Below are 26,034 nucleotides of genomic sequence, written 5' to 3' on the forward strand. Positions count from 1 at the left end.
CTTCTCATCGCCTCCATCCGACGCACCGCACGGTTCATCGCAAGGGCTTGAAATCAATGGGTATTAGTTTTGAGTCCGACTCTAAGGGGTCTTCTTGACGATCGGGTTGTTGATCACCGACGAGGTATAGGCCAGCACGGTATAGCCATCGGCCTTGGCGCGGGCGACATAGCTCTGCCCGACCACGGCGCCGCCACCGGGCATGTTCTCAACGATGATCTTCTGGCCACCCAGATAATCGGAGCCCACCTCGGCGATCAGCCGGCTGGTGAAATCGACCGCACCGCCGGGCGAGAACGGCACCACGATGCGCACGTTCTTCTCGGGGAATTCGGCATGAGCGGCGCCAATGCCGCCCAGGGCCAGCACGCCGCCGAACACGGCGGTCGCCAGGAGTTTCATCATCTGTCGGGGCCTTCCCTTGAGTGTCATCCGCCCGGGCCGAACACCGTCCTCGTTTCCCCCTCGGACACGGCCGGCGGTTCGAGCTGATCCTAAGGCCGGCTCTCTTTCAAAAAAAATTCAAAAAAACATCCGACTCATAAACTTAACTAATGTATTGACCGCCAGATCGGCGGGGCAGCAGTGCTGACGCAAATTCGCCATCGAAACCATGCGGCCCCGGGCTCCGGGCCATGGCCGTCGTGGCGCACGGCACCAGGGCCGGTATCGCTGTCATTGTCGTGCCACGATTATCCGTGGGCCAACGATCCGCGACCAGCATCCGACTGAGACAATGCCGGCAGACGGGCGGGTGTGCGCCGCCTGCGCACCAGCCGCGGAATTATTTCACCTGATGCACCGGGCAGGCCATGGCTGTATTTCTGCACAGCGGTAATTCGATAGAGCACCGGTCGATCGGGTCACCGCCGACGCGACACAGAATGCGACTACTTCTTAGAATTATTCCTATGTGATTGCTTGAACACAGAGTGCGTTCAGCCGGCTGACGTGACGGATAACCCTCGCATCCGGCCACGCCAGCCAGGCATCGGCATACAATAAGATGCTAATCAGCCCAATGGTATTGGAATATCTGCGGATGCTAAAAGCCCCGATCTCCGCCCTATACAGTCGTTTTATACAACCATTAGTAAATTTTCTAAGCTTTTCACCATCCCTTACTTGACGCTCCGGACAACAGGCCGCATCCTCGGTCGGGACGGCAGGGAGGGATGACGACACGCCTTGTCCGTCGACTGGGTAACCGGCTTAAACTTTGCGGGCGCCGTTCATTGGACAGCGCCCGCTTTTTTCGGCCCGGCTGCGCTGCCGCATCGCCCTCCGCCACGTCGCAAATGCCATGGCCGATGCAATTTCGCACAGCAGCATAAACTGTTCCGGATGCCGGACCAGTTGCCCGGCGGTCAGGCCGTGCTGCCACCATGGGTGGCGGCGGCGGCGCTGCTTTCGCGCCCCTCGATCACCGCCACGGTCGCACGTCCGGTGGCGACCAGCCGGGGGGCCCTGCCCTGGGCCAGAACGTGCACGCGCGCTTCAACGGTGGTCAGGCGACGGCCGGCACGCACCACACGCGCATCGGCGACAAGCTGGCCACCGGTGGCGGCGGCCAGCAGCGACACGCCGTAATCGGCCGTCATCACGCCATGCCCCAGCGGCGCCATGGTGCCCGCCGCGGCGGCACAGGCATTGTCGATCAGAAAGCCGATCACGCCGCCATGGAAGACGCCGTGGTTCTGCATCAACTCAGGGCGCGCCGTCACCAACAACTGGCAGCGCCCGGCACCTATGCCGGTGATCGTGGCACCGACCAGGGCCATGAACCCCTGCGCTCCCAGTCCGGCGCGCACCCGCTTTTCCTGAACCGGATCCAGGACGGTGTCGGGCAGCGCCCCCCATGGATCGAAATCATCATGACTGTCGGCATTCCCGGCTGGCACGGCGGGGGCCGCCGCGGCAGGGGCCGGCGCGGCAGGGATGGTGGACGGTGCATTCTGAGCCACGGCGGCGCTCTCCCCGGCAGGTTTCGCGTAAAGGGCCAAACGCCCTGGTCGAAGATTAACCCACTGGCGATCCCCAAGGCGAATCCTGGTGCCAGACTGTGCGACAGAATGACGCCGCGACAGTCTGGCAATTGCGGGGCCCACCCTGCTTCCGCAATAGTCCGGCCATGGCGCGATGCAGCAAAATAGCCCAGAACAGGGCGCACCGTCGGTTCGGTAACAGACCCATCATGGCTTCGGTCATGGTGGCTTCTGGTGTTGCCCATATGTCCGGCATCACCGAAAACATGGCTGCCGGACTGCCGGATGTCGTTCTATCTCCGGGACTTGTACCGGCGTCACGCCCGCCGCCCTGAACCCGACCACCCACCCTGCCGATCACGCAGATCCGGATGGCCGCATATCGATGCGGCCGGACAGGATTTTGTCATGCCTATTGCGCCGCAACATAACACGCCGCCGGCGCGCCCGGCGATCTGGTCCATCACAACACACACTCCTAAGCCGTGGGTCGCGGAACGACAGAAACCGGCACGCCACGACCAGAACAACGGCGGCCAGGATCATCAGTGGGGTCACGAGATGCGGTCTCCCGTCACCATGTCACGGACTATCCGTGAACGTGTCGACATATGTTTCGCCAGGATAATCGTTCGTCAAGACAAACGGGCGCCGGCATCTCCGTCGTCAGTCTCTGACTGCCTCGCATTCCATCACCAGTCCGGATGCGCTGTACGGGAGATCACGGGATGACTGCAATCACCGCAACCGGCGCCATCGGAGCCACGGCATCATCGCCGGTCAGCAGCACCGCAATTGCCGGCTACAACGAAGCGATCGTGCGCCGCTTCACCATCGCCACGGTGTTCTGGGGCGTGTTCGGGTTTGCCGCCGGCACCTGGGTCGCCACCCTGCTGGCCTTCCCTGAGCTGAACATCGGCCTGGAGGGCAGTTTCGGCCGGTTGCGGCCGGTGCACACCTCGGCCGTCATCCTGGGTTTTGCCGGCAACGCCCTGTTCGCGACCTCGTTCTACGTCGTGCAGCGCACCTGCCGTACAGGGCTGTGGGGCGGTCCGCGTCTGGCCAATGCGGTGTTCTGGGGCTATCAGGCCTTCCTGATCATAGCACTCAGCGGCTATGTCATGGGCATCACCCAGAGCCGGGAATATGCCGAGCCGGAATGGTATGCCGATATCTGGCTGACCCTGGTCTGGGTCGGCTATCTGGCGATCTTCGTGGGCACGCTGGCCACCCGCCGCGAGCCCCATATCTATGTCGCGAACTGGTTCTTCCTCGCATACATCATCACCGTCGCGGTCCTGCACATCATCAATAACCTGGCGATGCCGGTGTCGTTCGTCGGCACCAAGAGCTATTCGGCGTTCTCAGGCGTCCAGGATGCGCTGATCCAGTGGTGGTACGGCCATAACATGGTCGGCTTCCTGCTCACCGCCGGCTTTATCGGCGTGATGTATTACTTCGTGCCCAAACAGGCCGAGCGGCCGATCTATTCCTATCGGCTGTCGATCGTCCATTTCTGGGCACTGATCTTCCTCTATATCTGGGCGGGGCCCCATCACCTGCACTACACCGCCCTGCCCGACTGGGCGCAGACGCTGGGCGCCGCCTTTTCGATCATGCTGTGGATGCCGTCCTGGGGCGGCATGATCAACGGCATCATGACGCTGTCCGGCGCCTGGGGCCGCCTGCGGACCGACCCGATCCTGCGCTTCCTGGTGGTCGCCGTCGCCTTCTATGGCATGGCCACCTTCGAAGGTCCGCTGATGGCGCTGAAGCCGGTCAACGCGCTCAGCCACTATACCGACTGGACCGTCGGTCACGTCCATTCCGGCGCGCTGGGCTGGGTGGCGTTCATGACCTTCGGCGCGCTCTATTACCTGGTGCCCCGGCTGTGGAACCGGCCGCTCTGGTCGCTGCGGCTGGTGGAATGGCACTTCTGGATCGCCTCGCTCGCCATCGTGCTCTACATCACCGCGATGTGGGTGTCGGGCATCGCCCAGGGGCTGATGTGGCGCGCCTATGACGAATTCGGCTTCCTGCGCTACAGCTTCGCCGACAGCGTCGCGATGCTGCATCCCTATTACGTCACCCGCGCGCTGGGCGGCCTGTTCTATCTGATCGGCGGCCTGCTGTTCGCCTTCAACATCATCATGACCATCCGCCAGCCGGCGCCGGTTGCAGCCGCGGAGGGCGCCGCGATTGCGGGCGCTGCCCCGGCACCGCTGCGCCACCCTGCCGGTTCGTGACGCGGAGAACGCAAAGCCGATGCCCCGGTTCAATCACGCCCGCATCGAACGCAGCACCTCGCTGCTGTTCATCCTCACCTTCATGATCATCTCGATCGGCGGACTGGTCGAGATCGTGCCGCTGTTCAAGGTGGAAAGCACGGTCACGCCGGTTGAAGGCGTGCGCCCCTATACGCCGCTGGAACAGCTTGGCCGCAATATCTACACCCGCGAAGGCTGCTATGCCTGCCACAGTCAGATGATCCGGCCGTTCCGCGACGAGGTGGAGCGCTATGGCCATTACTCGATCGCGGCCGAGAGCATGTACGACCATCCCTTCCTGTGGGGATCGAAGCGCACCGGCCCCGATCTCGCCCGGGTCGGCCTGAAATACTCGAACGAGTGGCAGGTGGCGCATCTGGTCGATCCACGCAGCGTGGTGCCGGTGTCGATCATGCCCGCCTATGGCGAACTGCTCGACCGCGACATCGACCCCACCGTCGCCGACGGCCATCTGAGCGCGCTGCGCAAGGTGGGCGTGCCCTACAGCCAGGAGATGATCGCCCGGGCCGAAGCGGATCTGCGCGCCCAGGCCACCGGCCAGGATGCCGATGCCCTGCGCGCCCGCTATCCCGGCGCCAAGATCGGCGATTATGACGGCCAGCCCGACCGGATCACCGAGATGGATGCGGTGGTCGCCTATCTCCAGGTTCTGGGCACGATGGTCGATTTCTCGGATGTGCGGCTGGAAACCGGCATCGGCGCCGGCATCGCCGGGTCGAGCGTGGAGGCCGGCAGATGATCGATGCCTTGAGCGCCCTGATCTACCAGTACTGGCTGGTCGCGGCCGTGTTGCTGTTCGCCGTGATCCTGGTCCGGACCTTCCGGCCGTCGGCGCGCGACCGGATGAAAGACCACGCCCGGATTCCGTTCGCCCTGAAGGATGACGACCATGGCCAGCCCTGATCATCACGAGCGGCCGGAACGCGACGACCTGACCGGACGCTATACCACCGGCCATGAATGGGACGGCATCAAGGAATTGTCGACGCCGATCCCCGGCTGGTGGGTGGGCGTGTTCCTGGTCTCGATCGCCGTGGCCCTGCTCTACATGTATCTCTACCCGTCCTTTGCCACGACCGAACGCTATTACGAAGGCGCGCTCGGCTATAGCAGCGCCGAGGAGCTGGTCAAGGACGTCACGGCGGCACGCGCCGCCCAGGCCGGTATGCGCAATGCCCTGGTCGCGGCACCGATCGAGAGCATCGAGGCCGACGACGCGCTCAGGCGCTTTGCCACCGCCGGCGGTCAGGCGGCGTTCAACGAGAACTGCGCCGCCTGCCATGGCGTGGGCGCCGGTGGACAGGCCGGGCAGTTCCCGGCGCTGGTCGATGACGACTGGATCTGGGGTGGCCAGATCACCGACATCCGCCAGACCATTCTCTATGGCATCCGCTCCGATCATCCCGACACCCGCCAGTCGATGATGCCGGGCTTCGGCGAGATCCTGCCGCCAGACCAGATCGATCAGGCGGCGGCCTATGTGAAGACCCTGGCCGATCCGGCGCAGGCCGGCAGCCGTGCGGCCATGCCGGGTGCCGCCGTCTTCGCGCAGAACTGCGCCGCCTGCCATGGCGAGACCGGCGGCGGGGGCCGCGATTTCGGCGCGCCACGCCTGGATGACGCGATCTGGCTGTATGGCGGCAGCACCGATGCTATCCGCCGCCAGATCGCCCATCCCCGCATGGGCGTGATGCCGGCCTTCGGCGAGCGGCTGGACGAAGCGACGGTGCGGATGATCGCGGTCTATGTCCACACGCTGGGCGGGGGTGAGAAATGACCGCAACCTCGGACCACGGCGTCTCGCCTGGCATCGCCGGCACACATGCCCCCAAGGCCGCGGCAGCACGGCGCCGCAACCGCCGGCGCCACCTGCCCCAGCCGGTGCGCGGCCATTTCCGGCGGCTGAAGACCCGGCTGATTCTGGGCTTTCTGGCGATCTTCTTCCTGGTGCCCTTCCTGCGCTGGGATCGGGGGCCGGGGCTGCCGGATCAGGCGGTGCTGTTCGACCTGCCCGGTCGGCGGCTGTTCGTCTTCGGTCTGGAATTCTGGCCGCAGGATCTGCCGATCGCGGTGGGGCTGATGGTGGCGGGCGCCTTCGGGCTGTTCTATGCCACCAGCCTGTCGGGCCGGGTCTGGTGCGGCTTCGCCTGCCCGCAGACGGTGTGGACCGATATCTTCGGCGGCATCGGGCGGCTGGCGCACCGGCTGGCCCGGGGCCATCAGGCGCGGGTCCGGCCGATCACGCTCGCGCTGTCGGCGATTGTGGCGGTTGCCACCGGTATCGGCTTCACTGCGTGGTTTGTCGACGCGCCAAGCCTTGCCGGCCGACTGCTGTCGGGCGATCTGCCGGGGGCTGCTTATGGCACCATTCTGGTCATCGCCGGCTTCACCTATGTTCTGGGCGCCCACGCCCAGGAACGGGTGTGCCTGCACATGTGCCCCTGGCCGCGCTTCCAGTCGGCCCTGCTCGACCGCGACAGCCTGGTGGTGACCTATCGTGCCGCACGGGGTGAGCCGCGCGCCCGCAAGCGGGTGGCGCTGCGCCCCGATCTGCTGGCCACACCCGCGGCGGCGGCGACCGCGCCGATGGCACAGGTGACAGCCTTCGCCGTCGCCGCCGATGGCCGCGTCGGGCTGGCGCCGGATGCCGTGGCCGGCCGCGGTGACTGCGTCGATTGCGGCCGCTGCGTTCAGGTCTGCCCCACCGGCATCGATATCCGCGACGGATTGCAGATGGGCTGCATTGGTTGCGGCCTGTGCATCGATGCCTGCGACGAGGTGATGACCCGCATCGACCGGCCGACCGGGCTGATCCGCTTCGATGCCGAACAGGCCGATCCGGCACCGATGGCGCCGCCGGCACGTATCGGGCTGTTTCAGCCCAAGGCGATGGTGTTCGGCGCGGCCATGGTCGCGGCCCTGCTTGCAGTCACCATCGGCGTCACCCGCATGACGGCGGTGCAGATCGATGTCGAGCCGCAGAGCACACCCCGCTATGTGCTGCTGTCGGATGGCAGCGTGCGCAACGACTATGTCGTGCGGCTGTCACATCGCCTGCCCCGGCTGGACGCGGTGACCGCCTCGGTCGACGGCATGCCGGCGGCGGAATTGCGCTTCGCGGCCGGAGATGGCGCCGACGCCGCCCTGATGATGGTCAGCGGTCAGCGCAGTGCCGCCAACCGGCTGCTGATCACCCGGCCCCCCTTGCGCGGACAGCCGGCACATGCCGGCGAACTGCACGAACAGCCGGCACATGCCGGCGAACTGCACGAACAGCCGGCACATGCCGGCGAACTGCACGAACAGCCGGCACATGCCGGCGGGCCGCGACCGGTGACGCTGGTCTTCAACGACACGGAAACCGGCGCCGAGCTTGCCCGCGTCGACACCCGTTTCTGGGAGCCGGAGCCATGACCGCGCGGATCGGACCACCCCCGCCGGTTCGGATGCCGGGCGATCCAGCCCCGCGCCCGTCGGATCGCTGGATTCCGCGCGCGATCATCGGCTTCTTTCTGGTGCTGGGATCGGTGCAGGCGGGGTTCGTGACCATCGCCTATGACAGCTTCACAGGCCTGGTCACCGACGACGCCTATGCGACCGGCCTCAGCTATGACCGGGTGCTGAAGGAACGGGCGGCCGAGGCGGCACTGGGCTGGCAGATCGATGCCCGCTATCTGCCCGATGCGACCGATCCACGGCGGGGCCGGCTGGTGATCGGTGTCGCCGATGCCGGCGGCGTGCCGCTGGATGGCGTCGTCGTGCAGGGCGAGGCCGAACATACCGGCCGGATTCCTCAGCTCCTGCCGATCAGCTTCGCGCCGCTGGCCGGAGACGGGACCGCCATGGCCGCGCTGGCCTTCCCCAATGGCGGGCACTGGTTCATCCGGCTGAAGCTGACCCGCGGCACCGACGAGATGCGACATCTGGTCGAATTGCCGGTCATCCGCTGACACGCCATTGTCCTGGCCACGGCGCCCCCTGCCTTGCCACTGCACTCATCTGTCCGGATCTGTTCTCATGTCGATGACGACCTCTTCCGCCGGCGGTGCTGCCGCGCCCCGCCGTCAACCTTCCATCTGGCCGCTGGCGATGGCGGTAATCGCCGCCGCAACCATCGGCGCCATGGTCGCCGGCCCCGAACTGGCGGTGGCCGCGGCCGGCGGCGCGCTGGTGGTGTCGCTGCTGCCACGGCTGATCCTGGTCGCGGGCCGTGGCGGGCTTGGCGCCATCGGCCTAGCGGCACAGGCGCTGCGCACGGCCGGGCGGCTGGGCGGCATGCTGATCGCCCTGCCCGGCCTGTTCATCGCCAGCCTGATCTGGCTGGCGATCGGCCTGCCGATGGCGCTGGTGGCGCGTGCCCATGCCCGTGCCGCGACCAGCGGCGTCGCACCCGCCGCCCTGCCGCGCCTGCCCGATCTCGGGGCCGTGGCGGCGATGGCCGGCCGGATTCGCACAGGCATCCGTCACATCCTGGCCGATATGGTCTCGCCACGCGGCCTGCCGCTGCTGCTGACCAATATTCTGCTGCTGCTGGTGATCGGCTGCGTCACGCTCGGCATGGGCGTGGCGCTCTATGCGGCCCTTCTGGCGGTGCCGGCAATGATCGCCACCATGATGCTGGTCGCCCTCGATGGCAGCGCCGAGCCCGAGGTGCCGGGCGACGACACGGCCGGTCACCCCTGACGCAGATGTGACACCCATGGCGGTTTCGGAACTCAGCTTCGCCGGCGGCTTTCTGATGGGCGCCGCCAGCAGCCTGCATTGTGCCGGCATGTGCGGCAGCATCGCCGCCGGGTTGATGTTCAGCTTCGATGGCGAAGGCGGCACGCGTGGCCGGCTGAAGGCGCTGGCGGCAGCCCATGCCGGGCGTGTCGTCGCCTATGCCACCGCCGGTCTGGTGGTCGGCGCCATCGGCACCTCGGTCTATGGCGGGCTCGACCGGGCCGGTGCCTATCAGATCGCCCGCCTGCTGGGGGCCGCCACACTGGTCTGGGTGGGATTGTCGGTCGCGGGGCTGGTGCCGTCGCTCGCCCGCCTCGACCGGCTCGCCATGCCGTTGACCGCCGGCATCGCCCGGGTGCTGCGCCCCGCTGGGATCGGCGGCGTCGGCGTCGCCGCAGGTCCCGGCGGCGCCTTCGTCTCAGGGCTCGCCTGGGGCTGCGTGCCCTGCGGCATGGTCTATGGCGCGCTGTTCTATGCCATGATGACCGGCAGCCCCGAAGGTGGACTGTCGGTGATGGCGGGCTTCGGCCTCGGCACCGTGCCCGCCGTCGCCGCAACCGCGCTGGGCTTCGCGGGGCTGCGCCGATCGGCCGCCCTGCCCGGCCTGCGCAAGGCGGCCGGCCTCGCCATCGCCGGGCTGGGCCTGCTCTCGGGCCTCATCCCCTCGGTCGGTGCCGCCGTGCTCTGCCTGCCCTGATCGCAAGGCCCGTCCATCCCGGCCGGCCTGTCGTGCTGACCACCGTCATCCCGGCCAGAACCAGCATCGCGCCGACGACAAAGCCCGGCTCCATCGGCTCGTCAAGCAGCCAGACGCCGAACAGCACGCCGAATAGCGGGGTCATGAACGACAGCACCCCCAGGCGCGACGCGACATAGCGGCGCAGCAGCCAGAACCAGATCAGAAAAGCCAGAAACGACACCACCACTGACTGAAAACCCAGATTGGCCAGGACCATGGCGGTCGGCCGAAAGGTCATCTGATCGAGCAGCACAGCCGCCAGCAACAGCAGCAGGCAGGCCGCCGCCAACTGATACAGCAGCGTCTGTGTCGCCGGAACGCGCGACAGGCGCGAGCCACGCACCACCACCGTCGTCAGGCCCCATGCGGCGCCGGCAAACAATGCCAGCAGATCACCAGCCAGCATGTCGGCCACGGCGCGATCAGACCCCGTGCGCTGCCCCAGAAAAGCCGCGACCACGCCCGCGAAGGCCATCAGGATGCCGACCCATTGCCGGGGCGACATCCGCTCGGCGGGCACCATTACGTGCAGGATCAGCGCGGCGAAGACCGGTGCCGTGTACAGAAAAACCACCGCATGCGCCGCCGATGTCAGCCGCAGGGCCTCGCCGAGCAGCAGATATTCCAACGTGAACAGGAAGCCGACCAGCAGGCCGGGTTTCCAGTTGCCATCGCCGGCATCGAACCGCAGGCGCATACCCGACCGCAGGCGCAACGCCAGCATATACAGCCCGACCAGCACGGCCGCGATGCCCGAGCGCATGGCGATCAGCAGCACCGGCGATACGTCCCCCGTCGTGGCTTTCAGGGCGACCTGTTGCAGCCCCAGGGACGCGCAGACGATCAGCATCAGGCCGAACGCCTGAAGATCCAGGGGTTTGCGCATGCCATCCACCTTGTCCGAAGCGCTCTCGACGCGGTATGGCATTGTGACTTTGTCGGGTTGAATGGATATAGTGAAGAACCGACAATCGATAGCGCCCCACCGACAGGAGAGACCCCATGTTCGTCGATGGCCGCAGGCGCGGTGATGCGATGCATCTGCACCAGCCGCCCTTCGTCGACGCCCTGCCCGCACCTGTGGTCTTTCGGACCGCCGACATGCCAGCGGATGCCACCTACCCGCTGCACAGCCACCCCTGGGGCGAATTCGTCTATGCCTTCAGCGGCGTGATGGAGGTGCGGGTCGCGGGTTGCCACTATCTGGCGCCGTCGCAATACGGCCTGTGGCTGCCGCCGGGGGTTGAGCATCGGGGGCTGAACCATCAGGCCGCCTGTCATTGCTCACTCTATGTCTCGACGCCGCTCGCCGATGCCCTGCCGGTGATGACCTGCGCTCTCAGCCTGACGCCGATGGTGATGGCCATGCTCGATCATCTCCGCCACAGCAGGATCACGCCGCCCTATGACGAGGCCGGTAGCCGGTTGTTGCGGGTGCTGGTCGACCAGTTGGCGGTGGCAGGCTGCGCCGGCAGCTATCTGCCGACATCGGATGATCCGCAACTCGGCCGGGTTCTGGCGATGCTGGATGCCGATCCCGGCTGCACGCTGTCGCTGGCCGAGCTGGCGCGGGTGGTCAACATCACGGAACGCACGCTGATGCGGCGATCCCAGCGCGACCTGGACATGTCGCTGGCCGAATGGCGGCAACGGTTGCGCGTCCTGAAGGCCATGCCCCGGTTGACTGCCGGAGAGAAGGTCGAGGCCGTGGCCCTGGATCTGGGTTACGGCAGCGCCTCGGCATTCATCGCCATGTTCCGTCGCCTGACAGGCGTCACCCCGGATGACTATCGCCGCGGCGTCCGCCAGGCCGGCGACTGAGCGATGATCTGACCTGGCGGCCCCGCCTGAGACGCGAAACGCCCCGCCGGAGATCCGGCGGGGCGTTTCGTGGTCGGGAGCCTGATGAAGCCCCTTCAGCCGATCAACGCGAGTAGTACTCGATGATCTGCTTCGGGTCCATCTGCACCGGGTAGGGCACTTCGGCAAGCTGCGGCATGCGGTTGTAGCTCGCAGTCAGCTTGTCGTAGTCGACGTCGATGTAATCGGGCACTTCACGCTCACGGCGCTGGGTGGCCTCGAGAACGATCGTCAGCTGACGCGACTTCTCGCGCACGCTGACCACGTCGCCCGGCTTCAGGCGGTAGGACGGGATGGTCACGCGGCGGCCGTTGACCGCAACATGACCGTGATTGACGAACTGACGGGCAGCAAAGACGCTGGCAACGAAGTTCGAGCGATAGACAACCGCGTCGAGACGGCTTTCCAGCAGGCCGATCAGGTTCTCGGTCGACTCGCCCTTGCGGCGGGTCGCCTCGTCCACGACGCGGCGGAACTGCTTCTCGGTCAGGTTACCGTAGTAACCCTTCAGCTGCTGCTTCGCAGCAAGCTGAAGACCGTAGTCCGACGGCTTACGGCGACGCTGGCCGTGCTGGCCGGGGCCATAGGCACGTGCGTTCACCGGGCTCTTGGCCGTGCCCCAAAGATTCACGCCGAGCCGCCGGCTGATCTTGTGCTTGGCCTGGATGCGCTTGGTCATCTTGTGTTTAAACCGTTCAGTAACGGGTAGGACCGCAGTAGAGGATCGGGTCTATTTATAGGCGGGAGCCGGTGTTGTCAAAGGGAATCACCCCCTTTTCGGCCGCTCTGCCCCATCTGCCACCGCCGCCCCCGCCGGCTCCGGCGCCACCGCCACCGGCCAGGTGCCGACGGCGGCCGCCACCGGCCTGAAGCTGAGACCGAAGGCGTCGTCGGCGGCCCCGGATGCCAGCACCGCGCGCGGCGTCCCCACCGCCCGCAGCCGGCCGCCATCCAGCACCGCCACCCGGTCGGCATGGGCCAGTGCCAGCCCCAGATCATGCACCACCACCACCACGGTCATGGCGCCGCGCAGGCTGGCCAGCAGCCGCATCACCGCCAGGGCATGGGCGATGTCCAGACTGGCTGTGGGCTCGTCGGCCAGCAACAGCCGGGCCGGTGCCGCCAGCGCCCAGGCCAGCGCCGCCCGCGCCCGCTCCCCCCCTGACAGGTCGTCGAGCCGCCGGGTGAGCAGCCGGTCGAGGTCGAGCGCTGCCGGCGGTGGCACCGGCCGCCCCCGGACACTGGCACCGCCGGCGACGCCGCCCGGCAGCCACCCTGCCCCGCGCTCGCGGCCAAGACGGATCAGCTCGGCCACGGTCAGGTTCCAGTGACTGCGGAAGCCCTGCGGCAGATAGGCAACGTCCCGCGCCCGCATCCGCCGCGCGCGGTCGGCCAGAAGGGCGCCGTCGAGCAGAACCCGGCCGGCCGCCGGCTCCAGAGCGCTGGCCATGACCCGTAAGGCGGTGGTCTTGCCGGACCCGTTCGGCCCGACCAGCGCCAGCATCTCGCCCGGCACCAGATCGAGCGACAGGTCGTGCAGCACCGGTCTTCCGCCCAGATGCACCGTCACATGCTCAAGACCAAGCGCCGCCGCCTCACTCATCCCGCGCGCCCTCATCTTACACCGCCACGGGCCTGACCCAGCACCAGCAGAAAGGCCGGCGTGCCGATCAGCGCCGTCAACAGACCAAGCGGCAGATCGGCCGGCGGCAGCAGCGACCGGGCAAGCCCGTCGAGCACCGCCACCAGCGCCCCGCCGGCCAGCGCCGAGGCCGGAATCAGGACACGATGGCCGGGACCGACCAGCCGCCGCGCCATATGCGGCACCATCAGCCCCACGAAACCGACCAGCCCGCCCCACCCCACGGCCACAGCCGTGATCGCGGCACCGGCCAGCACCGCCAGTTCGGTGAAGCGCCGGACGTTCAGGCCCATGGCGCCGGCGGCCTCATCCCCCAGCCCCAGCCGGTCGAGCCCCGGCGCCAGAACCATCGCGAGCGCGATGCCGGCAAGGCTGAGCCCCCACAGCAGAGCGAGCCCGCCTGCATCCGGCGTGTGGATGCCCCCCAGCGTCCAGCTCATCACCACCTGAAGGTTCACGGTATCGTCGGACAGGGCCAGCAGCAGCAGGCCGCGCACGGCACCCAGCGCCGCCGCCACCGCCACCCCCGCCAGCAGCACGCCGGTGACATCGGCGATCCGTGCGGCCCGCGCCGCCACGATCACGATCCAGGTCGCGCCCCAGGCACCGACGATCGCCAGCACCGGCAGGGCCAGCGCCGGGGCCACCGGCAGCGGCACCAGCAGGGCCACGGCGGCACCAAGTGCCGCCCCCGGCGCCGTGCCCAGCAGCCAGGGCTCCGCCAGCGGATTGCGGAACACGCCCTGGAACACCGCCCCGGCAACGCCCAGGCAGGCGCCGACGGCAAAGGCCGCCAGCACCCGCGGCAGCCGCCAGTACAGCAGCAGCCGCGCGAACGGGCCGTCCCGAACGCCTCCGTCGCGGCCGGCGATCAATCCGGCCAGATCGGCGCGCGTCGCGGTTTCGGTGCCAAGCCACAGCCCGGCCAGAACCGCCGCCACCGCAGCAATAGTCAGCAGGGTGAACGCCAGGGTCCGGGTCATCCGCCTGCCCCTTCCACAGACTGAGGCGCATCGGCACAGGCGCCCCCGGCGGCGAAAGCCGCAGGATGCAGCAACCGGGCCAGCATCCAGGCCCCGTCCACCACCCGTGGCCCGGGGATCAGCAACAGCGCCCGCGACACCGCCGCCACATCGCCACGCGCCACGGCGTTGATGCCGTCCCAGCCGGGACGTGTGGTCAGCGCCTGCGCCTGCTCTGGCGTGCCGGCGACCAGGATCATGTCGGGGTCCGCCTGCCACACCGCCTCTCCCGACACGCGGCCCAGCCGGTCCCGACCGGCAAAGACACTGACGCCGCCGGCGGCGCGCAGGATATCGCCGGTATAGGTGGCATCGCGCAGGGTGAACGCCGCACCGCGATCGTCGCTGCCGGTCTCAAGATACACCCGCACCGGCGGCCGGCCGGCCAGGCAGCGGCGCAGATGATCGATCCGCGCCGCCATCGCCGCCGCCACGGCATCGCCATCCGCGTCATGGCCGGTGGCGCGGCCCAGCAGGCGGATATTGCCAAGGATGTCGCCCAGGCGCCGATGGGTCAGCACGATCGCCGGAATGCCGATCCGCCCCAGCGGATCGACCATGCCGGCCGCCGCCTGTCGTGCCGGGGTCATCACCACCAGATCGGCATCCATCCGGGCGATCGCTTCCACCGAAAACCCCAGCCGTCCACCCACCCGCCCGGCCCGTGCCACGATCTCAGGCGGATAGCGGGTCCAGGCCTCGATCGCCACGATCTCAGGGCCGGCGCCGATCGCGGCCAGCATCTCGACATTGCTAGAGAAGATGGCGACGATCCGCCGGGGGGCGGCCGGGATCACCACCTCGCGCCCCAGCGCGTCGGTGACCCGACGCGGCCAGCCATCCGCCGCGCGGACAATACCGGATGGCATCACCGATACCGCCAGCACGATCAGCGCCAGCAACGCGCCCCCAAGATGACGAGGCCGGCGTGAATCAGAACCGCCAGGTCGCGCCGACATAGGCACTCCGTCCGGCCTGACTGTTGCCAAGGCCACCGTTCGATGACACCGGATCGCCCCGATAGGGCACGCTGTCGGTGGCGATGAACAGCGGGTGATCGTTCACATCCCACAGATTGTCGATGCCGCCGAACAGGGTCAGGGCGTCAGTCACATACCAGTCGCCACGCAGGTTCATCAGCCAGCTCGACCCCTTGCGATGCACATACCGGCTGTCGGACTCGGCACCGGCCACCAGCGACTCCTCGGTCTCGTAATAGAGCGGGCCACGGAAGACAGCCGTCGTCGTCATCGACCAGATGCCGCGCGCGCCGAAGCTCACCCCCAGCGCCGCCTGGGTTTCATGCATCCGTTGCAGCCGCGTGCGATCGGGGCCGGTCAGCGCCGGATCGGCGCCCTCGTCGCGCATTTCGAAATTCCACACCCCTGATCCCTGAACGGCCAGCGCCCAGTCCTGCCAGCCAAGCCGGCGGGCAAGGTCATAGCGGGCCTGAAGTTCCAGCCCGCGGATGATGGCATCGCCGCCGGCATTGGCATAAGTCCGCTGATCGGTGCCGGTGGTCACCGTGGTGATGCGGTCGGTGATCGTGTTCTGGAACAGGGCCGCATCCACGAACAGCGGCCCGTCGGCATGGGCGGCGCCCAGCTCGAATTGCAGACTGCGTTCGGGATCGAGATCCGGATTGCCGAAGGTGCGGCCGCCACCGACGGCGGTGAAATCCGAGGCAAGCTCGGTGCCGGTGGGCGCGCGGAAGCCGGTCGCCACCCCGGCCCTCAGCGTCACGGTCGGCCACGCGGCCCAGGCGGCACCGACACTCCAGGTCACGTCATCCCAGCTTTCGGTGCGCTTCACCAGCAGCGGCTGGTTCGGGGTCACGCGGGTCGACACCCGGCCATAGCTCCAGCGCGCCCCGCCACGCAGGGTCAAGGCATCGTCGAACGCCCGGTGCACGGCCTCGCCATAGACGCCGAGGCTGTCGGTATCCTCGTTGATGTCATAGGGCGGCACCTGGGCGGTCGTCCCGCCGGTCACCGATTGCCGGACACGGTCACTGCGCAGTTTCGCGGTTTCGGCATCGATGCCGAAGATCAGATCGGTGTCGTCATCGACCGCCAGACGCGGCGCCAGCTTCAGGCCCATCACGTCAAGCTGCCGGCGGTTGTCGTCGGACGAGAAGCCGTCGGCGCCGCTGCGCTGACGTTCGGCCCCCCAATGAAAGCTGTCGACATCGCGCACCACATAGGCCTGCGCGGCAACACCGATCCCGGCACCGAATTCCCGGTCCCAGCCCAGATCGATCGAGGCATTGCGCCGGTCATCGGTGTTGTTGGTGTCCCATTGCGAGCCCCGGAAGCCGGCATCATAGACGCCGTCGGTGCGCAGCGTCAGGTCGATGCGCCCCAACCGCTCATTCTGGAAGCCGAAGGCGCCCAGCCCGCCGCCACGCCGCCAGCCGGTGTTGTCGAGCCGGCCTTCGGGCGTGTCGTAATCGTCCTGCACGCCGCCGCCCAGGCCGACATAATGATCGAAGCCGCCGCTGGCGCCGGCGGTGGCGGCATGGCCGCGGGCAAGGCCGAACGATCCGACGCGCGCGGTGATCTCGCTGCCGGCCTCTTCGGTCGCCCCCGACCGGGTGATCAGATTGACCACGCCGCCGATAGCCTGAGCGCCATAGATCACCGAGGCCGGGCCACGGATGATCTCGATCCGGTCCAGATCATCGGGCGACAGCTTCGACAGATTGGCGGTGCCGGCGCGGCGGCCGTTCATCAGCACGGTCACCTGACTGCGCCAGTCGCGGCCCTGGCCGTCGGTGGCACCGCCACGGATGTTGAACGAGGTCTGACCGGGGCTCCAGTCGCTGAAGAACCCGACCGCGTTCTCGGCCAGAAGATCGGTGACCGAGCGGGCAGACGAGCGCCGGATGGTGTCGGTGTCGATCACCTGCACCGTGCCCGAGGCCCGCGCCCGCGGCTCCGGCCGGCCCTGGGCGGTGATGACCATACGGTCGAGTTCCGTGGCAGCGACGTCATCGGCCAGCACCGGCGCCGGTGACACTATGGTGCAGAGGGCCACCAGCGCCGATGGCCCGCGTCGGCGCGTGAAAGAGCTGCGCATGATCATGATGTCCGGTTTCTTGGTCTTGTGGGAAGAGATGCGGGCGTGCCCCGATCAGCCGTGCCAGAGCAGGATGGCGCTCACCTTCGGCGCCTCGGCAATGACGCCGCCGTCATCGGCCGGCATCAGCGCCTGGTCGAGATGCCGGTCCAGGCGGTGCGCCAGATCATCTGAAACCGGCCCATGACGCCGTGCCAGCCGGTCGATCATGTGGTCGCGGGCCGCGGCATGATCGGCAAACCGGGCACGGAAACGCCAGTCGACCAGATGCACCAGATCTGGCGCATGGTCCGGCCCAAGCTCATCGAGACACAAGCTGTGGCCGGGCGTTGTATCGTCGCCATGCAGGTCATCGGGGAGGAAACCAGACAGGCACCAGCTCCGCGGCCCCGCCTGCGCCGGCACGACCCAGGCGAGATTGCGGCCACGACCACGGGTGCGGGCATGGAGCGCCTGCGCAGCACCGATCGGCCCCGGAATATTGGCGCAGAGCACCAGATCGGCCGGGTCGGCCATGGGGGCGGTATCGAGCGCCTGCCAGCCATCGGCGCGGACATCCAGGGTGAGATCGGTCCTGCCGGCCACCACCGCCGCCAGCCGGCCGCGCATATGGGCGTTGGGCTCCCATGCGGTCCAGTGTCCGCCCCGGGCGATCAGGCCAAGGCCAAGCACCCCCGATCCGGCGCCGACATCGATCAGCGACCGGACACGCCCACCCATGAGCGCGCGCAAGCACTCTCCCAGATTGCGGGCATAATCGGATCGGTCCAGGTGCTCGGCGAAGAATGCCGCGTCGGCATCGCCCCAGGGCGCGGGGATCGGAACAGCGGAGCCGGAAAGCGACGGCGACGGGTGGTCGCCGGCAGTGCCGGATCTTGCCGGCAGAGACGGTGCGGGCAGCATGATGCCTCACTATGCGTGGCACATCACCGCAGGCAGGACGGTCGGCGGAAACCAACCATCGCCACCGGTACTCCCCGACCGGCAGGCACGCGCGTGACCACGATAGACGGCAGGTCTCCTGGCTCACGGGTCTTCACCGGACCGTCGCCTTCCCGGCCGCATCATCCGATGCCGCGCCAGTGGCGAGTGGACGGCCGGCTCGCCGTCTACAGTTGCGGGGACAGCCGGGGCATGGCACAGGCGCTGGCTCAAGCCAGACACACACACGCACCCCATTCCCTTTTGATCCCCGAAGGGAACCGTCTGAGCCGAGACTACAGGCGCGATTCATGACCGGTCAAGCATCTCGGCATCCGGTTTATGTTATGTTATAACATAACGTCGATTGCAATGCGAAAACACCGCGACATGGCAGTTGCCGTTCAGCCGGTGACGGCAGCCGTCAGTTCGGCGCTGCCGACCAGCCGCACGCCGGCCGCCTGCATCTGCTGGCGTGCCCGATCGAGCGATCCGTCGGTGTCGATGGCCCGGCAGGCATCCTCGACCACCACCGCCTCGAAACCGGCGGTGCGGGCGTCGAGGGCGGTCCAGGCCACGCAGAAATCGGTGGCAAGCCCGCAGATGAACACGCGGGTGATGCCGCGGCTGCGCAGATAGCCGTCAAGCCCGGTCGGACTGGTGCGGTCGGCGGCAAGAAAGGCCGAATAGCTGTCGACCGCCGGGTCGTCGCCCTTGCGGATCACCAGCCGTGCCTGCGGCAGATCCAGCCCGTCATGCAGATCGGCGCCACGGCTGCCCTGCACGCAATGGTCGGGCCACAGCACCTGGGCGCCATAGTCCAGATCCACGGTCTGGAATGGTGCATGCCCCGCATGGCTGCTGGCGAAGGAGGTATGGCCCGCCGCATGCCAGTCCTGGGTCAGCACCACTTCGGCGAACAGCCGGCCCAGCCGGTTGACCAGCGGCACCACCGCGTCGCCATCGGCCACCGCCAACGCACCACCGGGCATGAAATCATATTGCAGGTCCACCACCAGCAGCGCGTCATGGGCGCCGATGGTGATCCGCCCGGCGGCGGCATCGACGGCGGCCCGGCGGCGATCGGGGCCGCGGGCGCGGCCGGGTGCCTTTGGCGGAACGATGCCGGCCGCCGCTGTGGCCCCTGCGGCATCGGCCCGGTCCAACGCCGCGCGCCGGCGCCGATAGGACGGGAAATCGGCCAGTTCGCCCTCGCGGGCGCCACGGATCATCAATCCGTGCAGGAAGCCGCGCATCGAGCGGACCTCCTGCCCGGTCAGATCGGCGCGCTGAAACATGGCCTGGACGTTGCGCAGCATCGTCGGCCGCATCTCAGGATTCCGGATCACGCCCGACCAGTCCAGGGCCTGCGCCAGATGATCGAAGAACGAGGCCACCTCCTTCTTCGACGCCCGGCCATAGCGGCCCATCTCCATCTGCACCGGCACGGTCTCGTCGCGGGTGGTGAACCATTCATACGAGAACAGCGCCACGGCCTGCGCCAGATTGAGCGAGGCGAAGGCCGGGTTCAGCGGCACGGTCAGGATCAGGTCGGCAAGGGCGATGTCTTCATTCTCAAGCCCGGTGCGCTCCGGTCCGAACAGGATACCGATCCGGCCGCCGGCCTCGGCATGGCCGCGCATCCGCGCCGCCGCCGCCGCCGGGGTCGCGACCGGCTTCACCATGTCGCGCGGGCGCGCGGTCGATGCCGCCAGGAAATCCAGATCGGCCACGGCCTCGGCCACGGTATCGAAGACCCGTGCCCGCTCAAGCACCGCGTCGGCGCCGGAGGCCAGCACGCCCGCGCGATCATTGGGCCAGGGACAGCGCGGCGCCACCAGCCGCAGATCGGTCAGGCCGAAATTCAGCATCGACCGGGCGGCCGAGCCGATATTGTCGCCGATCTGGGTGTTCACAAGGATCACAGCCGGCTGAACGCCGCCAAGCCCGTCGAGGCCACGGGTGGCAGCGGCCTTGGCCGGCCGCTGCTCGGACTGGTCGGTCATCGGTCGATCAGGCTCCCACATCCAGGGCCGCGGCGGCGTCGGCCGCCGCCGGCACCGATACGCCGGCCTGAAACAGCCGGTAGGTGATACCATCGGCCAGCGCCTCATAGGACGCATTGACCACATTGGCCGACACGCCCACCGTCGACCAGTGATGGCCAGTGGTATCGGCGCTTTCGATCACCACCCGGGTGACCGCGTCGGTGCCGGTGCCGTCGGGCGCCGACATGATCCGCACCTTGTAATCCACCAGCCGGACATCACGCACGCCCTGATAGGTCTGGGCGATCGCCCGGCGCAGGGCCGTGTCCAACGCGTTGACCGGGCCGTTGCCCTCGGCCACCGCCATGATCGGCACACCACCCACAGTGATCTTGATCGTTGCTTCCGACAGGGTCACCAGCTCGCCACGCGCGTTGTAGCGGCGTTCATCGATCACCCGGAAGGATTGCAGGCGGAAGTATTCCGGCACCTCGCCCAACGCCCGGCGGGCCAGCAGTTCCAGACTGGCATCGGCGCCGTCATAGGCATAGCCGACATGCTCATTGGCCTTCACCTGCTCCAGCAGCCCCGGCAGGCGCCGGTCATCGGCCGCGACCTCGATGCCGATCTCGGCCAGCCGCACCAGAAGATTGGCCCGGCCCGACTGGTCCGACACCAGCACATGGCGCCGGTTACCCACCTGTTCCGGCACCACATGCTCATAGGCGCGCGGATCCTTCAGCACCGCGCTGGCATGCAACCCGCCCTTATGGGCGAAGGCGGCGGCGCCGACATAGGGCGCATGGATGTTGGGCGCGCGGTTCATCCGCTCATCGAAGGCGCGGCTGACCGTTGTCAGATGGGTCAGCCCTGCCTCATCGATGCCGGTGGTATAGCCCATCTTCAGCATCAGGGTCGGCAGCAGGGTCACCAGATCGGCATTGCCGCAGCGTTCGCCCAACCCGTTCAACGTACCCTGGATCTGCCGCACCCCGGCGCGCACCGCCGCCAGACTGTTGGCCACGGCGTTGCCGGTGTCGTTATGGCAGTGGATACCCAGGCGATCGCCGGGGATCAGGGTCGTGACATGACGGACGATCTCGTCGATCTCGTGGGGCAGCGTGCCGCCATTGGTGTCGCACAGCACCACCCAGCGCGCGCCGGCGGCATAGGCAGCCCCGACCGCCGCCAACGCATAGTCGGGGTTGGCCTTATAGCCGTCGAAGAAATGCTCGGCATCGAACATGGCCTCGGACTTGACCCGCGCCGCATGGCCGATGCTGTCGCCGATCATCCGCAGATTCTCGTCCAGCTCCACGCCCAGTGCCATGGTGACCTGAAAATCCCAGCTTTTGCCCACCAGACATGCGGCCGGCACATCGGCGCCAAGCACCGCGGCAAGCCCGGGATCGTTCTCGGCCGACCGCCCGAAGCGCCGGGTCATGCCGAAAGCTGAAAACCGCGCCCGGCTCAGCCGGGGCAGATCGGCGAAGAACGCGTCATCGGTCTGGTTCGCGCCCGGCCAGCCACCCTCAATATAATCAATGCCCAGCTTATCCAGTTCGCGCGCGACACCCGCCTTGTCGGCTGCCGTGAAATCGACGCCACGGGTCTGCGCGCCGTCGCGCAGGGTGCTGTCATACAGATAGATGCGCTCACCGGACATGGGGGTTCGTCTCCGTCGGTCGGATAATTCCGGACATGTTTAACACCCGGAACCGAGCGATGCGAAACGGAAACCTCTGGGCCTTCTCTATATCTTGACGAGATCAGCCAGCGGAACAACGTCAGATGTCGCGGGAAACACGACGTTTTCAACGCTTTCCCGAGAAACCCTCAGATGATCCAACGCAACCCCTTTGAGTACGGCACGCATGTCTAGAGTGGGTTTCAGATCACGGCCATCGTACAGAGCCGACTCAGACAAGCCCGGCCAGTCAGCAACGATACGACCACCATTCACCGCGCCGCCGCACAACATCATCGCCCCTCCCGTGCCGTGATCGGTCCCATTGCTGCCATTCGGGCGGGCAGTACGGCCAAACTCACTTGCAACTAGAATAATCGTCTTAGTCCATCGTTCCTCGCCAAGTGTCTGTCTCATGGTAGACAAGCCATTTGCGAGCTTGGACAGTGCATCTTGAGATCGTCCCTTGATGGTTCCTTGTACCGTATGTGTATCCCAGCCATCGACTGACAGAACAGCGACACGCGGGCCACCATTCTCTGTCAAAAAACGCGCTGCTACGACAAAGGATGCTGCTTGCGGCGTCCCTGTCGCCCTTAGTCGCCTAATGCTGTCTACCGAGGTTCTCATGGCATCAGCGAATGATGCAAAGCGTGCATCAGCTTCATAAAGAGCCGCAAGTCGCTCAACCACATCGGGGGATGGTACACTGGTTCTCCCAGGCGACCAGTTCATCACCCGATCTGCGCCGGTCAGCACCAGAGGTACACCACCGTCAACGGCCACGGCGACCGGAGCATTGTCACGTGCCTGGAGCGCCCGCCCCAACCACCCGCTATTTGTCCGGTGTTGATCGGCGAGCCCGTTTTCAAGAACGGCCTGTCCGTCAAAATGGGAGCGGTTTCTATAAGGAGTCGCGACGGCATGAACGAACAACAGGTCGCCAGCGTCGTACCACGGACGAAGCGAGTTCAGTGCCGGGTTGAAGGCGAAGAGGCCATCGTCGATCAAACCAACCTCCGCCGTGTCGAAGGCAAGCGCCCCGCGTAGATCCGCGTAGTCCGGATCGCCGACAGGTGGCAACGTGGCCATTCCGTCCGCGGCACCCCTCAGGTTCACGAATATGAAGTATCTATCGTCAACGGACGCGGCCGCAAAGGAAGGCCGTAGCAGCGAGAACGAAACACCCCCTGTCAGGACCATGGCCGACGTGGTCAGGAAATTGCGCCGCGAGCACTTCATCACGCGTCCTCACTTCATTAGCGCAGATTGAACCTAGGCATGGCAGCGATCAACGAGAGCCCGTCCACACGTGACGGTGCACCTGCAATGATCATCCGCTCGGCCTCTCCGATCGTTTCGCCATACAGGTCCAGAATATCTCGTGGATCGGGTGGAATGTCCTCATCCTCCATCAGATGCCGGGCCCATGAAGTTCGCGCGATAATCGTCTCCGGCGTCAGCCAGGCATTCAATTCATCCGGCCAGCCTTTGGGAGACGGCGCTGAATAGCTCGACTGGCCCATTTGTGTCACGGCGCTGCGAATGCGTGCCGACACGCCCATCGCCTGCATTGAGACCAAGCGGGCAAAGGCTATCCCCCAATCTTCAGGCGGCAACACTTTTTGCGCAGGCTCGCTCCAATTGCCATACTCGACCAACGACCTCGCCAGTTCCCGCAGATCCCCATCGCTTTCCAGAAAACGACGCTGCAGCAGATCAACGAGTGCGGTCGGTGGGACATCTGCAACAAAATGCTTGGCGAATCTGTAGGCGATATGATGAGCGGTGGCCGGGGACGACGCCAGATAGTCAAGGAGTTCATCAAGCTCCCCCGGCCCACTTTCCCTAATCACATTCCCCATGATCGTCTTATCGCCGGGTTCGTGATAAGAGGCATCGAACGCGACACGCATGGCACCTTCTCCTGGTCGCGTCGTAACGCGCCAGCCAGAAAGAACCTTGGCAACTTCCCTGATGTCTTGCAGAGTATATCCTCCGCTGACACCAAGTGTATGCAATTCGAGAAGTTCCCGCGCATAATTTTCGTTCAACCCCTGCTTGCCTCGCCTTCCCACCGGTGAATTGGGGCCAACTGACGCCACGTTATCGAGATACCATATCATCGCAGGATGTCGGGTAGTTGCGGCAAGCATGTCGCGGAACCGCCCCAGAATATACGGTCTAATAGCTTCCGCTTCATACCAATCAACCAGAACGAGCATAATGAGCTTGGATGTTGATACAGTAAAATGCCCAAACCAGAAGCGCGTCAGTCTTTCAACATAGGGAGAGGGGGTTGAAAGAGCGCGCCCAATGCGAGCCTCTCGCGCACTATTTATAAACGCCTCCCGTCTGCGCGAAATTGTCTTGGCATCGCCTGCCCCTGCCTTTGGAAAGATAACTGACAATCTCTCGTCGAGCATGGGCACGTCATATTCCTGCGCGGTAACGGCACCCTCGACCTGAGCCACCACCCAGCCGCGAGGATCGTCTCTCATGTCGTCCATCATCCCCGGCGTCACGCCCAGTCCGAACCGGGTCGCAGCGACGATGTGCTTCTCCGAGAGCATACCTGCCCCTCTCATTGGAGCTTGATATTCATATACGAAGTCTAACAACCATCGAGAATAAGCCAGGATGAGAAAATAATGACATTGGGCAATGTGCCGATCAGCCACGCTTCCAGCGGGTGCCGTCCGGCCCATCCTCCAGCACAACACCGCGCGCCTTCAGATCGTCTCGGATCTGGTCGGCCGCCTTGAAGTCGCGGTTGCGGCGGGCGTTGATGCGGTCGGCAATCAGCCGCTCGATCTCGGCCGCGTCGATCTCGCTCGCGCCGTCGCCGGTATTGCCGCCGTGGAACCAGTCTTCGGGCTCGTGGCGCAGCAGGCCCAGCGCGTGGCCGGCGCCCAGGATGCGGGCCTTCAGCATCGCGCGTTCCGACCGGTCGGTGCTGCGATTGGCCTGCCCCACCCACTCATGCAGATGCATCAGCGCCAGCGGCGTGTTCAGGTCGTCGTTCAGCGCGTCGAACACCTCGTCGGGGATGCTGCGGCAATCGCCATCCGGCTCGATATCCGCCACCATCCGCAGAGTGGTGTAGAACCGGTCCAGGGTCAGCTTGGCGTGTTCCATGCCGTATTGCGACCAGTCCAGCGGCCGGCGGTAATGGGTCTGCAGCATCAGCAGGCGCACCGCCTCGCCCGGCACATGGCCCAGCAGGTCGCGGACGGTGAAGAAGTTGCCGAGCGATTTCGACATCTTCTCGCCATCAACATTGATGAAGCCGTTATGCATCCAGTAGCGCACGAACAGGGCGCCGTCATGAGCGCACTGGCTCTGGGCGATCTCGTTCTCGTGATGCGGGAAGATCAGATCCTGACCACCGCCATGAATGTCGAAGGTCTCGCCCAGATGCGCCTCGGCCATCGCCGAGCATTCGATATGCCAGCCCGGACGGCCACGGCCCCATGGGCTCATCCAGCCGGGCTGATCATCGCTACTCGGCTTCCACAGTACGAAATCGGCGGCATCACGCTTGTAGGGGGCCACCTCGACCCGGGCACCCGCCACCATGTCGTCGCGGTCGCGCCGCGACAATCCGCCGTAATCGGGCATGGAGGGCACGCTGAACAGCACATGGCCCTCAGCCTCATAGGCATGATCCCTGGCCATCAGCCGGCGGATCATGTCGATCATCTGCGGGATATGCTCGGTCGCGCGCGGCTCGATGGTGGGCGGCAGCGCGTTCAGGGCCGCCATGTCATCGTGAAACATCTTCGCCGTCCGCGCGGTCAGCGTCTCGATCGCCTCGCCGCTGTCATGGGCGCGCTGGATGATCTTGTCGTCGACATCGGTGATGTTGCGGACATAGGTGACGCGCGGGAAGCTCGCCTTCAGCAGCCGGTACAGGGTGTCGAACACCACCACCGGGCGGGCGTTGCCGATATGCGCCCGGTCATAGACCGTGGGGCCGCAGACATAGATCCGCACATGGGCGGGGTCCAGCGGCTCGAAATCTTCCTTGGCACGGGTGCGGGTGTTGTAGACGGCAAGCGCCATGGTGGCTCGTCCTCGGGGCAGGCGATCAAAGACCGGC

General features: G+C 66.5%; 23 protein-coding genes, 1 pseudogene and 1 riboswitch. Of the genes and pseudogenes, 9 read left to right on the plus strand and 15 right to left on the minus strand.

Features of this window, described 5'->3' with window-relative positions; translation table 11 throughout:
• Nucleotides 1-81: 81 nt before the first annotated feature.
• Together IEW15_RS16150 and IEW15_RS16155 are read right to left on the minus strand one after the other, a co-directional pair.
• Nucleotides 82-405 (minus strand): Bug family tripartite tricarboxylate transporter substrate binding protein, encoded by a 324-nt coding sequence (locus tag IEW15_RS16150; RefSeq protein WP_188579757.1) that lies wholly within the window; start codon nucleotides 403-405, stop codon nucleotides 82-84.
• A gap of 962 nt (nucleotides 406-1,367) precedes the next feature.
• Nucleotides 1,368-1,964, minus strand: coding sequence for a PaaI family thioesterase (locus IEW15_RS16155; RefSeq protein WP_188579758.1), 597 nt, complete (start codon nucleotides 1,962-1,964; stop codon nucleotides 1,368-1,370).
• A 749-nt stretch (nucleotides 1,965-2,713) separates the two neighbouring features.
• Here IEW15_RS16155 and ccoN point away from each other — a divergent pair.
• The 8 genes from ccoN to IEW15_RS16195 all read left to right on the plus strand — a co-directional run bounded on the left by ccoN (nucleotide 2,714) and on the right by IEW15_RS16195 (nucleotide 9,692).
• Complete coding sequence (ccoN, locus tag IEW15_RS16160) at nucleotides 2,714-4,231, plus strand: cytochrome-c oxidase, cbb3-type subunit I (protein ID WP_188579760.1); 1,518 nt, start codon at nucleotides 2,714-2,716, stop codon at nucleotides 4,229-4,231.
• Nucleotides 4,232-4,250: 19 nt separating this feature from the next.
• Nucleotides 4,251-5,012 (plus strand): cytochrome-c oxidase, cbb3-type subunit II, encoded by a 762-nt coding sequence (gene ccoO / locus IEW15_RS16165; RefSeq protein WP_188579762.1) that lies wholly within the window; start codon nucleotides 4,251-4,253, stop codon nucleotides 5,010-5,012.
• On the plus strand, nucleotides 5,009-5,176 hold the full coding sequence (locus tag IEW15_RS16170) for a cbb3-type cytochrome c oxidase subunit 3 (protein ID WP_188579764.1): 168 nt from the start codon (nucleotides 5,009-5,011) through the stop codon (nucleotides 5,174-5,176). The genes ccoO and IEW15_RS16170 overlap by 4 nt, the downstream gene beginning before the upstream one ends.
• Nucleotides 5,163-6,050, plus strand: a complete 888-nt coding sequence (gene ccoP, locus IEW15_RS16175; RefSeq protein WP_188579765.1) for a cytochrome-c oxidase, cbb3-type subunit III — start codon at nucleotides 5,163-5,165, stop codon at nucleotides 6,048-6,050. Before IEW15_RS16170 ends, ccoP begins: the two co-directional genes overlap by 14 nt.
• Nucleotides 6,047-7,687 carry a 4Fe-4S dicluster domain-containing protein gene (locus IEW15_RS16180; RefSeq protein WP_188579767.1) on the plus strand — a complete coding sequence of 547 codons (1,641 nt, stop codon included), beginning with the start codon at nucleotides 6,047-6,049 and terminating at the stop codon, nucleotides 7,685-7,687. Before ccoP ends, IEW15_RS16180 begins: the two co-directional genes overlap by 4 nt.
• On the plus strand, nucleotides 7,684-8,223 hold the full coding sequence (locus IEW15_RS16185; RefSeq protein WP_188579769.1) for a FixH family protein: 540 nt from the start codon (nucleotides 7,684-7,686) through the stop codon (nucleotides 8,221-8,223). The genes IEW15_RS16180 and IEW15_RS16185 overlap by 4 nt, the downstream gene beginning before the upstream one ends.
• 67 nt (nucleotides 8,224-8,290) lie before the next feature.
• Nucleotides 8,291-8,956, plus strand: coding sequence for a hypothetical protein (locus IEW15_RS16190; protein ID WP_188579771.1), 666 nt, complete (start codon nucleotides 8,291-8,293; stop codon nucleotides 8,954-8,956).
• A 16-nt stretch (nucleotides 8,957-8,972) separates the two neighbouring features.
• A complete protein-coding gene (locus tag IEW15_RS16195) occupies nucleotides 8,973-9,692 on the plus strand; it encodes a sulfite exporter TauE/SafE family protein (RefSeq protein WP_188579773.1) in 720 nt (239 codons plus the stop codon).
• Here the strand turns inward: IEW15_RS16195 and IEW15_RS16200 are convergent.
• Nucleotides 9,652-10,620, minus strand: a complete 969-nt coding sequence (locus tag IEW15_RS16200) for a DMT family transporter (RefSeq protein ID WP_188579775.1) — start codon at nucleotides 10,618-10,620, stop codon at nucleotides 9,652-9,654. The genes IEW15_RS16195 and IEW15_RS16200 overlap by 41 nt on opposite strands.
• Before the next feature lie 116 nt (nucleotides 10,621-10,736).
• Between IEW15_RS16200 and IEW15_RS16205 the strand changes: the two genes are divergently transcribed.
• A complete protein-coding gene (locus tag IEW15_RS16205) occupies nucleotides 10,737-11,555 on the plus strand; it encodes an AraC family transcriptional regulator (protein WP_188579777.1) in 819 nt (272 codons plus the stop codon).
• A 103-nt stretch (nucleotides 11,556-11,658) separates the two neighbouring features.
• Here IEW15_RS16205 and rpsD read toward each other — a convergent pair whose 3' ends face one another.
• From rpsD to cysS, 12 genes and pseudogenes are all read right to left on the minus strand, one after another.
• The gene (gene rpsD / locus IEW15_RS16210) at nucleotides 11,659-12,273 is read right to left on the minus strand and encodes a 30S ribosomal protein S4 (RefSeq protein WP_188579779.1); all 615 of its coding nucleotides are present in this window, start codon (nucleotides 12,271-12,273) and stop codon (nucleotides 11,659-11,661) included.
• 87 nt (nucleotides 12,274-12,360) lie between these two features.
• Nucleotides 12,361-13,197 carry an ABC transporter ATP-binding protein gene (locus IEW15_RS16215; RefSeq protein ID WP_188579782.1) on the minus strand — a complete coding sequence of 279 codons (837 nt, stop codon included), beginning with the start codon at nucleotides 13,195-13,197 and terminating at the stop codon, nucleotides 12,361-12,363.
• A gap of 11 nt (nucleotides 13,198-13,208) precedes the next feature.
• Entirely contained in the window at nucleotides 13,209-14,219 is a 1,011-nt protein-coding gene (locus IEW15_RS16220; RefSeq protein ID WP_188579784.1) for a FecCD family ABC transporter permease, read from the minus strand.
• The gene (locus IEW15_RS16225) at nucleotides 14,216-15,160 is read right to left on the minus strand and encodes an ABC transporter substrate-binding protein (RefSeq protein ID WP_229708168.1); all 945 of its coding nucleotides are present in this window, start codon (nucleotides 15,158-15,160) and stop codon (nucleotides 14,216-14,218) included. The genes IEW15_RS16220 and IEW15_RS16225 overlap by 4 nt, the downstream gene beginning before the upstream one ends.
• 31 nt (nucleotides 15,161-15,191) lie before the next feature.
• Nucleotides 15,192-17,336, minus strand: a complete 2,145-nt coding sequence (locus tag IEW15_RS16230; protein WP_229708169.1) for a TonB-dependent receptor — start codon at nucleotides 17,334-17,336, stop codon at nucleotides 15,192-15,194.
• Between the two features lie 54 nt (nucleotides 17,337-17,390).
• On the minus strand, nucleotides 17,391-18,239 hold the full coding sequence (locus IEW15_RS16235; protein ID WP_188579788.1) for a methyltransferase domain-containing protein: 849 nt from the start codon (nucleotides 18,237-18,239) through the stop codon (nucleotides 17,391-17,393).
• A gap of 91 nt (nucleotides 18,240-18,330) precedes the next feature.
• Nucleotides 18,331-18,558, minus strand: a riboswitch (cobalamin riboswitch).
• Between the two features lie 103 nt (nucleotides 18,559-18,661).
• Nucleotides 18,662-19,249 (minus strand): bifunctional nicotinamidase/pyrazinamidase, encoded by a 588-nt coding sequence (gene pncA, locus IEW15_RS26600; protein WP_372402854.1) that lies wholly within the window; start codon nucleotides 19,247-19,249, stop codon nucleotides 18,662-18,664.
• Between the two features lie 258 nt (nucleotides 19,250-19,507).
• Nucleotides 19,508-20,389 (minus strand): annotated as a pseudogene (locus tag IEW15_RS26605) (RNA methyltransferase); the annotation flags it as partial.
• Nucleotides 20,271-21,911 carry a citramalate synthase gene (cimA, locus tag IEW15_RS16250; protein ID WP_188579790.1) on the minus strand — a complete coding sequence of 547 codons (1,641 nt, stop codon included), beginning with the start codon at nucleotides 21,909-21,911 and terminating at the stop codon, nucleotides 20,271-20,273. The gene cimA and the pseudogene IEW15_RS26605, both read right to left, overlap by 119 nt.
• Before the next feature lie 87 nt (nucleotides 21,912-21,998).
• Complete coding sequence (locus IEW15_RS16255) at nucleotides 21,999-23,174, minus strand: DUF1501 domain-containing protein (RefSeq protein ID WP_188579792.1); 1,176 nt, start codon at nucleotides 23,172-23,174, stop codon at nucleotides 21,999-22,001.
• A 17-nt stretch (nucleotides 23,175-23,191) separates the two neighbouring features.
• Nucleotides 23,192-24,505, minus strand: a complete 1,314-nt coding sequence (locus IEW15_RS16260; RefSeq protein WP_188579794.1) for a DUF1800 domain-containing protein — start codon at nucleotides 24,503-24,505, stop codon at nucleotides 23,192-23,194.
• Between the two features lie 100 nt (nucleotides 24,506-24,605).
• Nucleotides 24,606-25,997: a cysteine--tRNA ligase gene (cysS, locus tag IEW15_RS16265; RefSeq protein WP_188579796.1), complete on the minus strand. Its 1,392-nt coding sequence runs from the start codon at nucleotides 25,995-25,997 to the stop codon at nucleotides 24,606-24,608.
• Nucleotides 25,998-26,034 lie beyond the last annotated feature (37 nt).

Origin of the sequence: Tistrella bauzanensis (genome assembly GCF_014636235.1) — a bacterium.
Taxonomy (GTDB): Bacteria; Pseudomonadota; Alphaproteobacteria; order Tistrellales; family Tistrellaceae; genus Tistrella; species Tistrella bauzanensis.

What these genes read in the sequence shown, in the direction of transcription:
- IEW15_RS16180 (WP_188579767.1), top strand. Translation starts at nt 6,047, where the DNA reads ATGACCGCAACCTCGGACCACGGCGTCTCGCCTGGCATCGCCGGCACA.
- IEW15_RS16195 (WP_188579773.1), top strand. Translation starts at nt 8,973, where the DNA reads ATGGCGGTTTCGGAACTCAGCTTCGCCGGCGGCTTTCTGATGGGCGCC.
- IEW15_RS16215 (WP_188579782.1), bottom strand. Translation starts at nt 13,197, where the DNA reads ATGAGTGAGGCGGCGGCGCTTGGTCTTGAGCATGTGACGGTGCATCTG.
- IEW15_RS16260 (WP_188579794.1), bottom strand. Translation starts at nt 24,505, where the DNA reads ATGCTCTCGGAGAAGCACATCGTCGCTGCGACCCGGTTCGGACTGGGC.
- ccoP (WP_188579765.1), top strand. Translation starts at nt 5,163, where the DNA reads ATGGCCAGCCCTGATCATCACGAGCGGCCGGAACGCGACGACCTGACC.
- IEW15_RS16255 (WP_188579792.1), bottom strand. Translation starts at nt 23,174, where the DNA reads ATGAAGTGCTCGCGGCGCAATTTCCTGACCACGTCGGCCATGGTCCTG.
- IEW15_RS16205 (WP_188579777.1), top strand. Translation starts at nt 10,737, where the DNA reads ATGTTCGTCGATGGCCGCAGGCGCGGTGATGCGATGCATCTGCACCAG.
- IEW15_RS16235 (WP_188579788.1), bottom strand. Translation starts at nt 18,239, where the DNA reads ATGCTGCCCGCACCGTCTCTGCCGGCAAGATCCGGCACTGCCGGCGAC.
- cimA (WP_188579790.1), bottom strand. Translation starts at nt 21,911, where the DNA reads ATGTCCGGTGAGCGCATCTATCTGTATGACAGCACCCTGCGCGACGGC.
- rpsD (WP_188579779.1), bottom strand. Translation starts at nt 12,273, where the DNA reads ATGACCAAGCGCATCCAGGCCAAGCACAAGATCAGCCGGCGGCTCGGC.
- IEW15_RS16230 (WP_229708169.1), bottom strand. Translation starts at nt 17,336, where the DNA reads ATGCGCAGCTCTTTCACGCGCCGACGCGGGCCATCGGCGCTGGTGGCC.
- ccoN (WP_188579760.1), top strand. Translation starts at nt 2,714, where the DNA reads ATGACTGCAATCACCGCAACCGGCGCCATCGGAGCCACGGCATCATCG.
- IEW15_RS16150 (WP_188579757.1), bottom strand. Translation starts at nt 405, where the DNA reads ATGATGAAACTCCTGGCGACCGCCGTGTTCGGCGGCGTGCTGGCCCTG.
- IEW15_RS16220 (WP_188579784.1), bottom strand. Translation starts at nt 14,219, where the DNA reads ATGACCCGGACCCTGGCGTTCACCCTGCTGACTATTGCTGCGGTGGCG.
- pncA (WP_372402854.1), bottom strand. Translation starts at nt 19,249, where the DNA reads ATGCCCGGTGGTGCGTTGGCGGTGGCCGATGGCGACGCGGTGGTGCCG.
- ccoO (WP_188579762.1), top strand. Translation starts at nt 4,251, where the DNA reads ATGCCCCGGTTCAATCACGCCCGCATCGAACGCAGCACCTCGCTGCTG.
- IEW15_RS16170 (WP_188579764.1), top strand. Translation starts at nt 5,009, where the DNA reads ATGATCGATGCCTTGAGCGCCCTGATCTACCAGTACTGGCTGGTCGCG.
- IEW15_RS16200 (WP_188579775.1), bottom strand. Translation starts at nt 10,620, where the DNA reads ATGCGCAAACCCCTGGATCTTCAGGCGTTCGGCCTGATGCTGATCGTC.
- cysS (WP_188579796.1), bottom strand. Translation starts at nt 25,997, where the DNA reads ATGGCGCTTGCCGTCTACAACACCCGCACCCGTGCCAAGGAAGATTTC.
- IEW15_RS16185 (WP_188579769.1), top strand. Translation starts at nt 7,684, where the DNA reads ATGACCGCGCGGATCGGACCACCCCCGCCGGTTCGGATGCCGGGCGAT.
- IEW15_RS16190 (WP_188579771.1), top strand. Translation starts at nt 8,291, where the DNA reads ATGTCGATGACGACCTCTTCCGCCGGCGGTGCTGCCGCGCCCCGCCGT.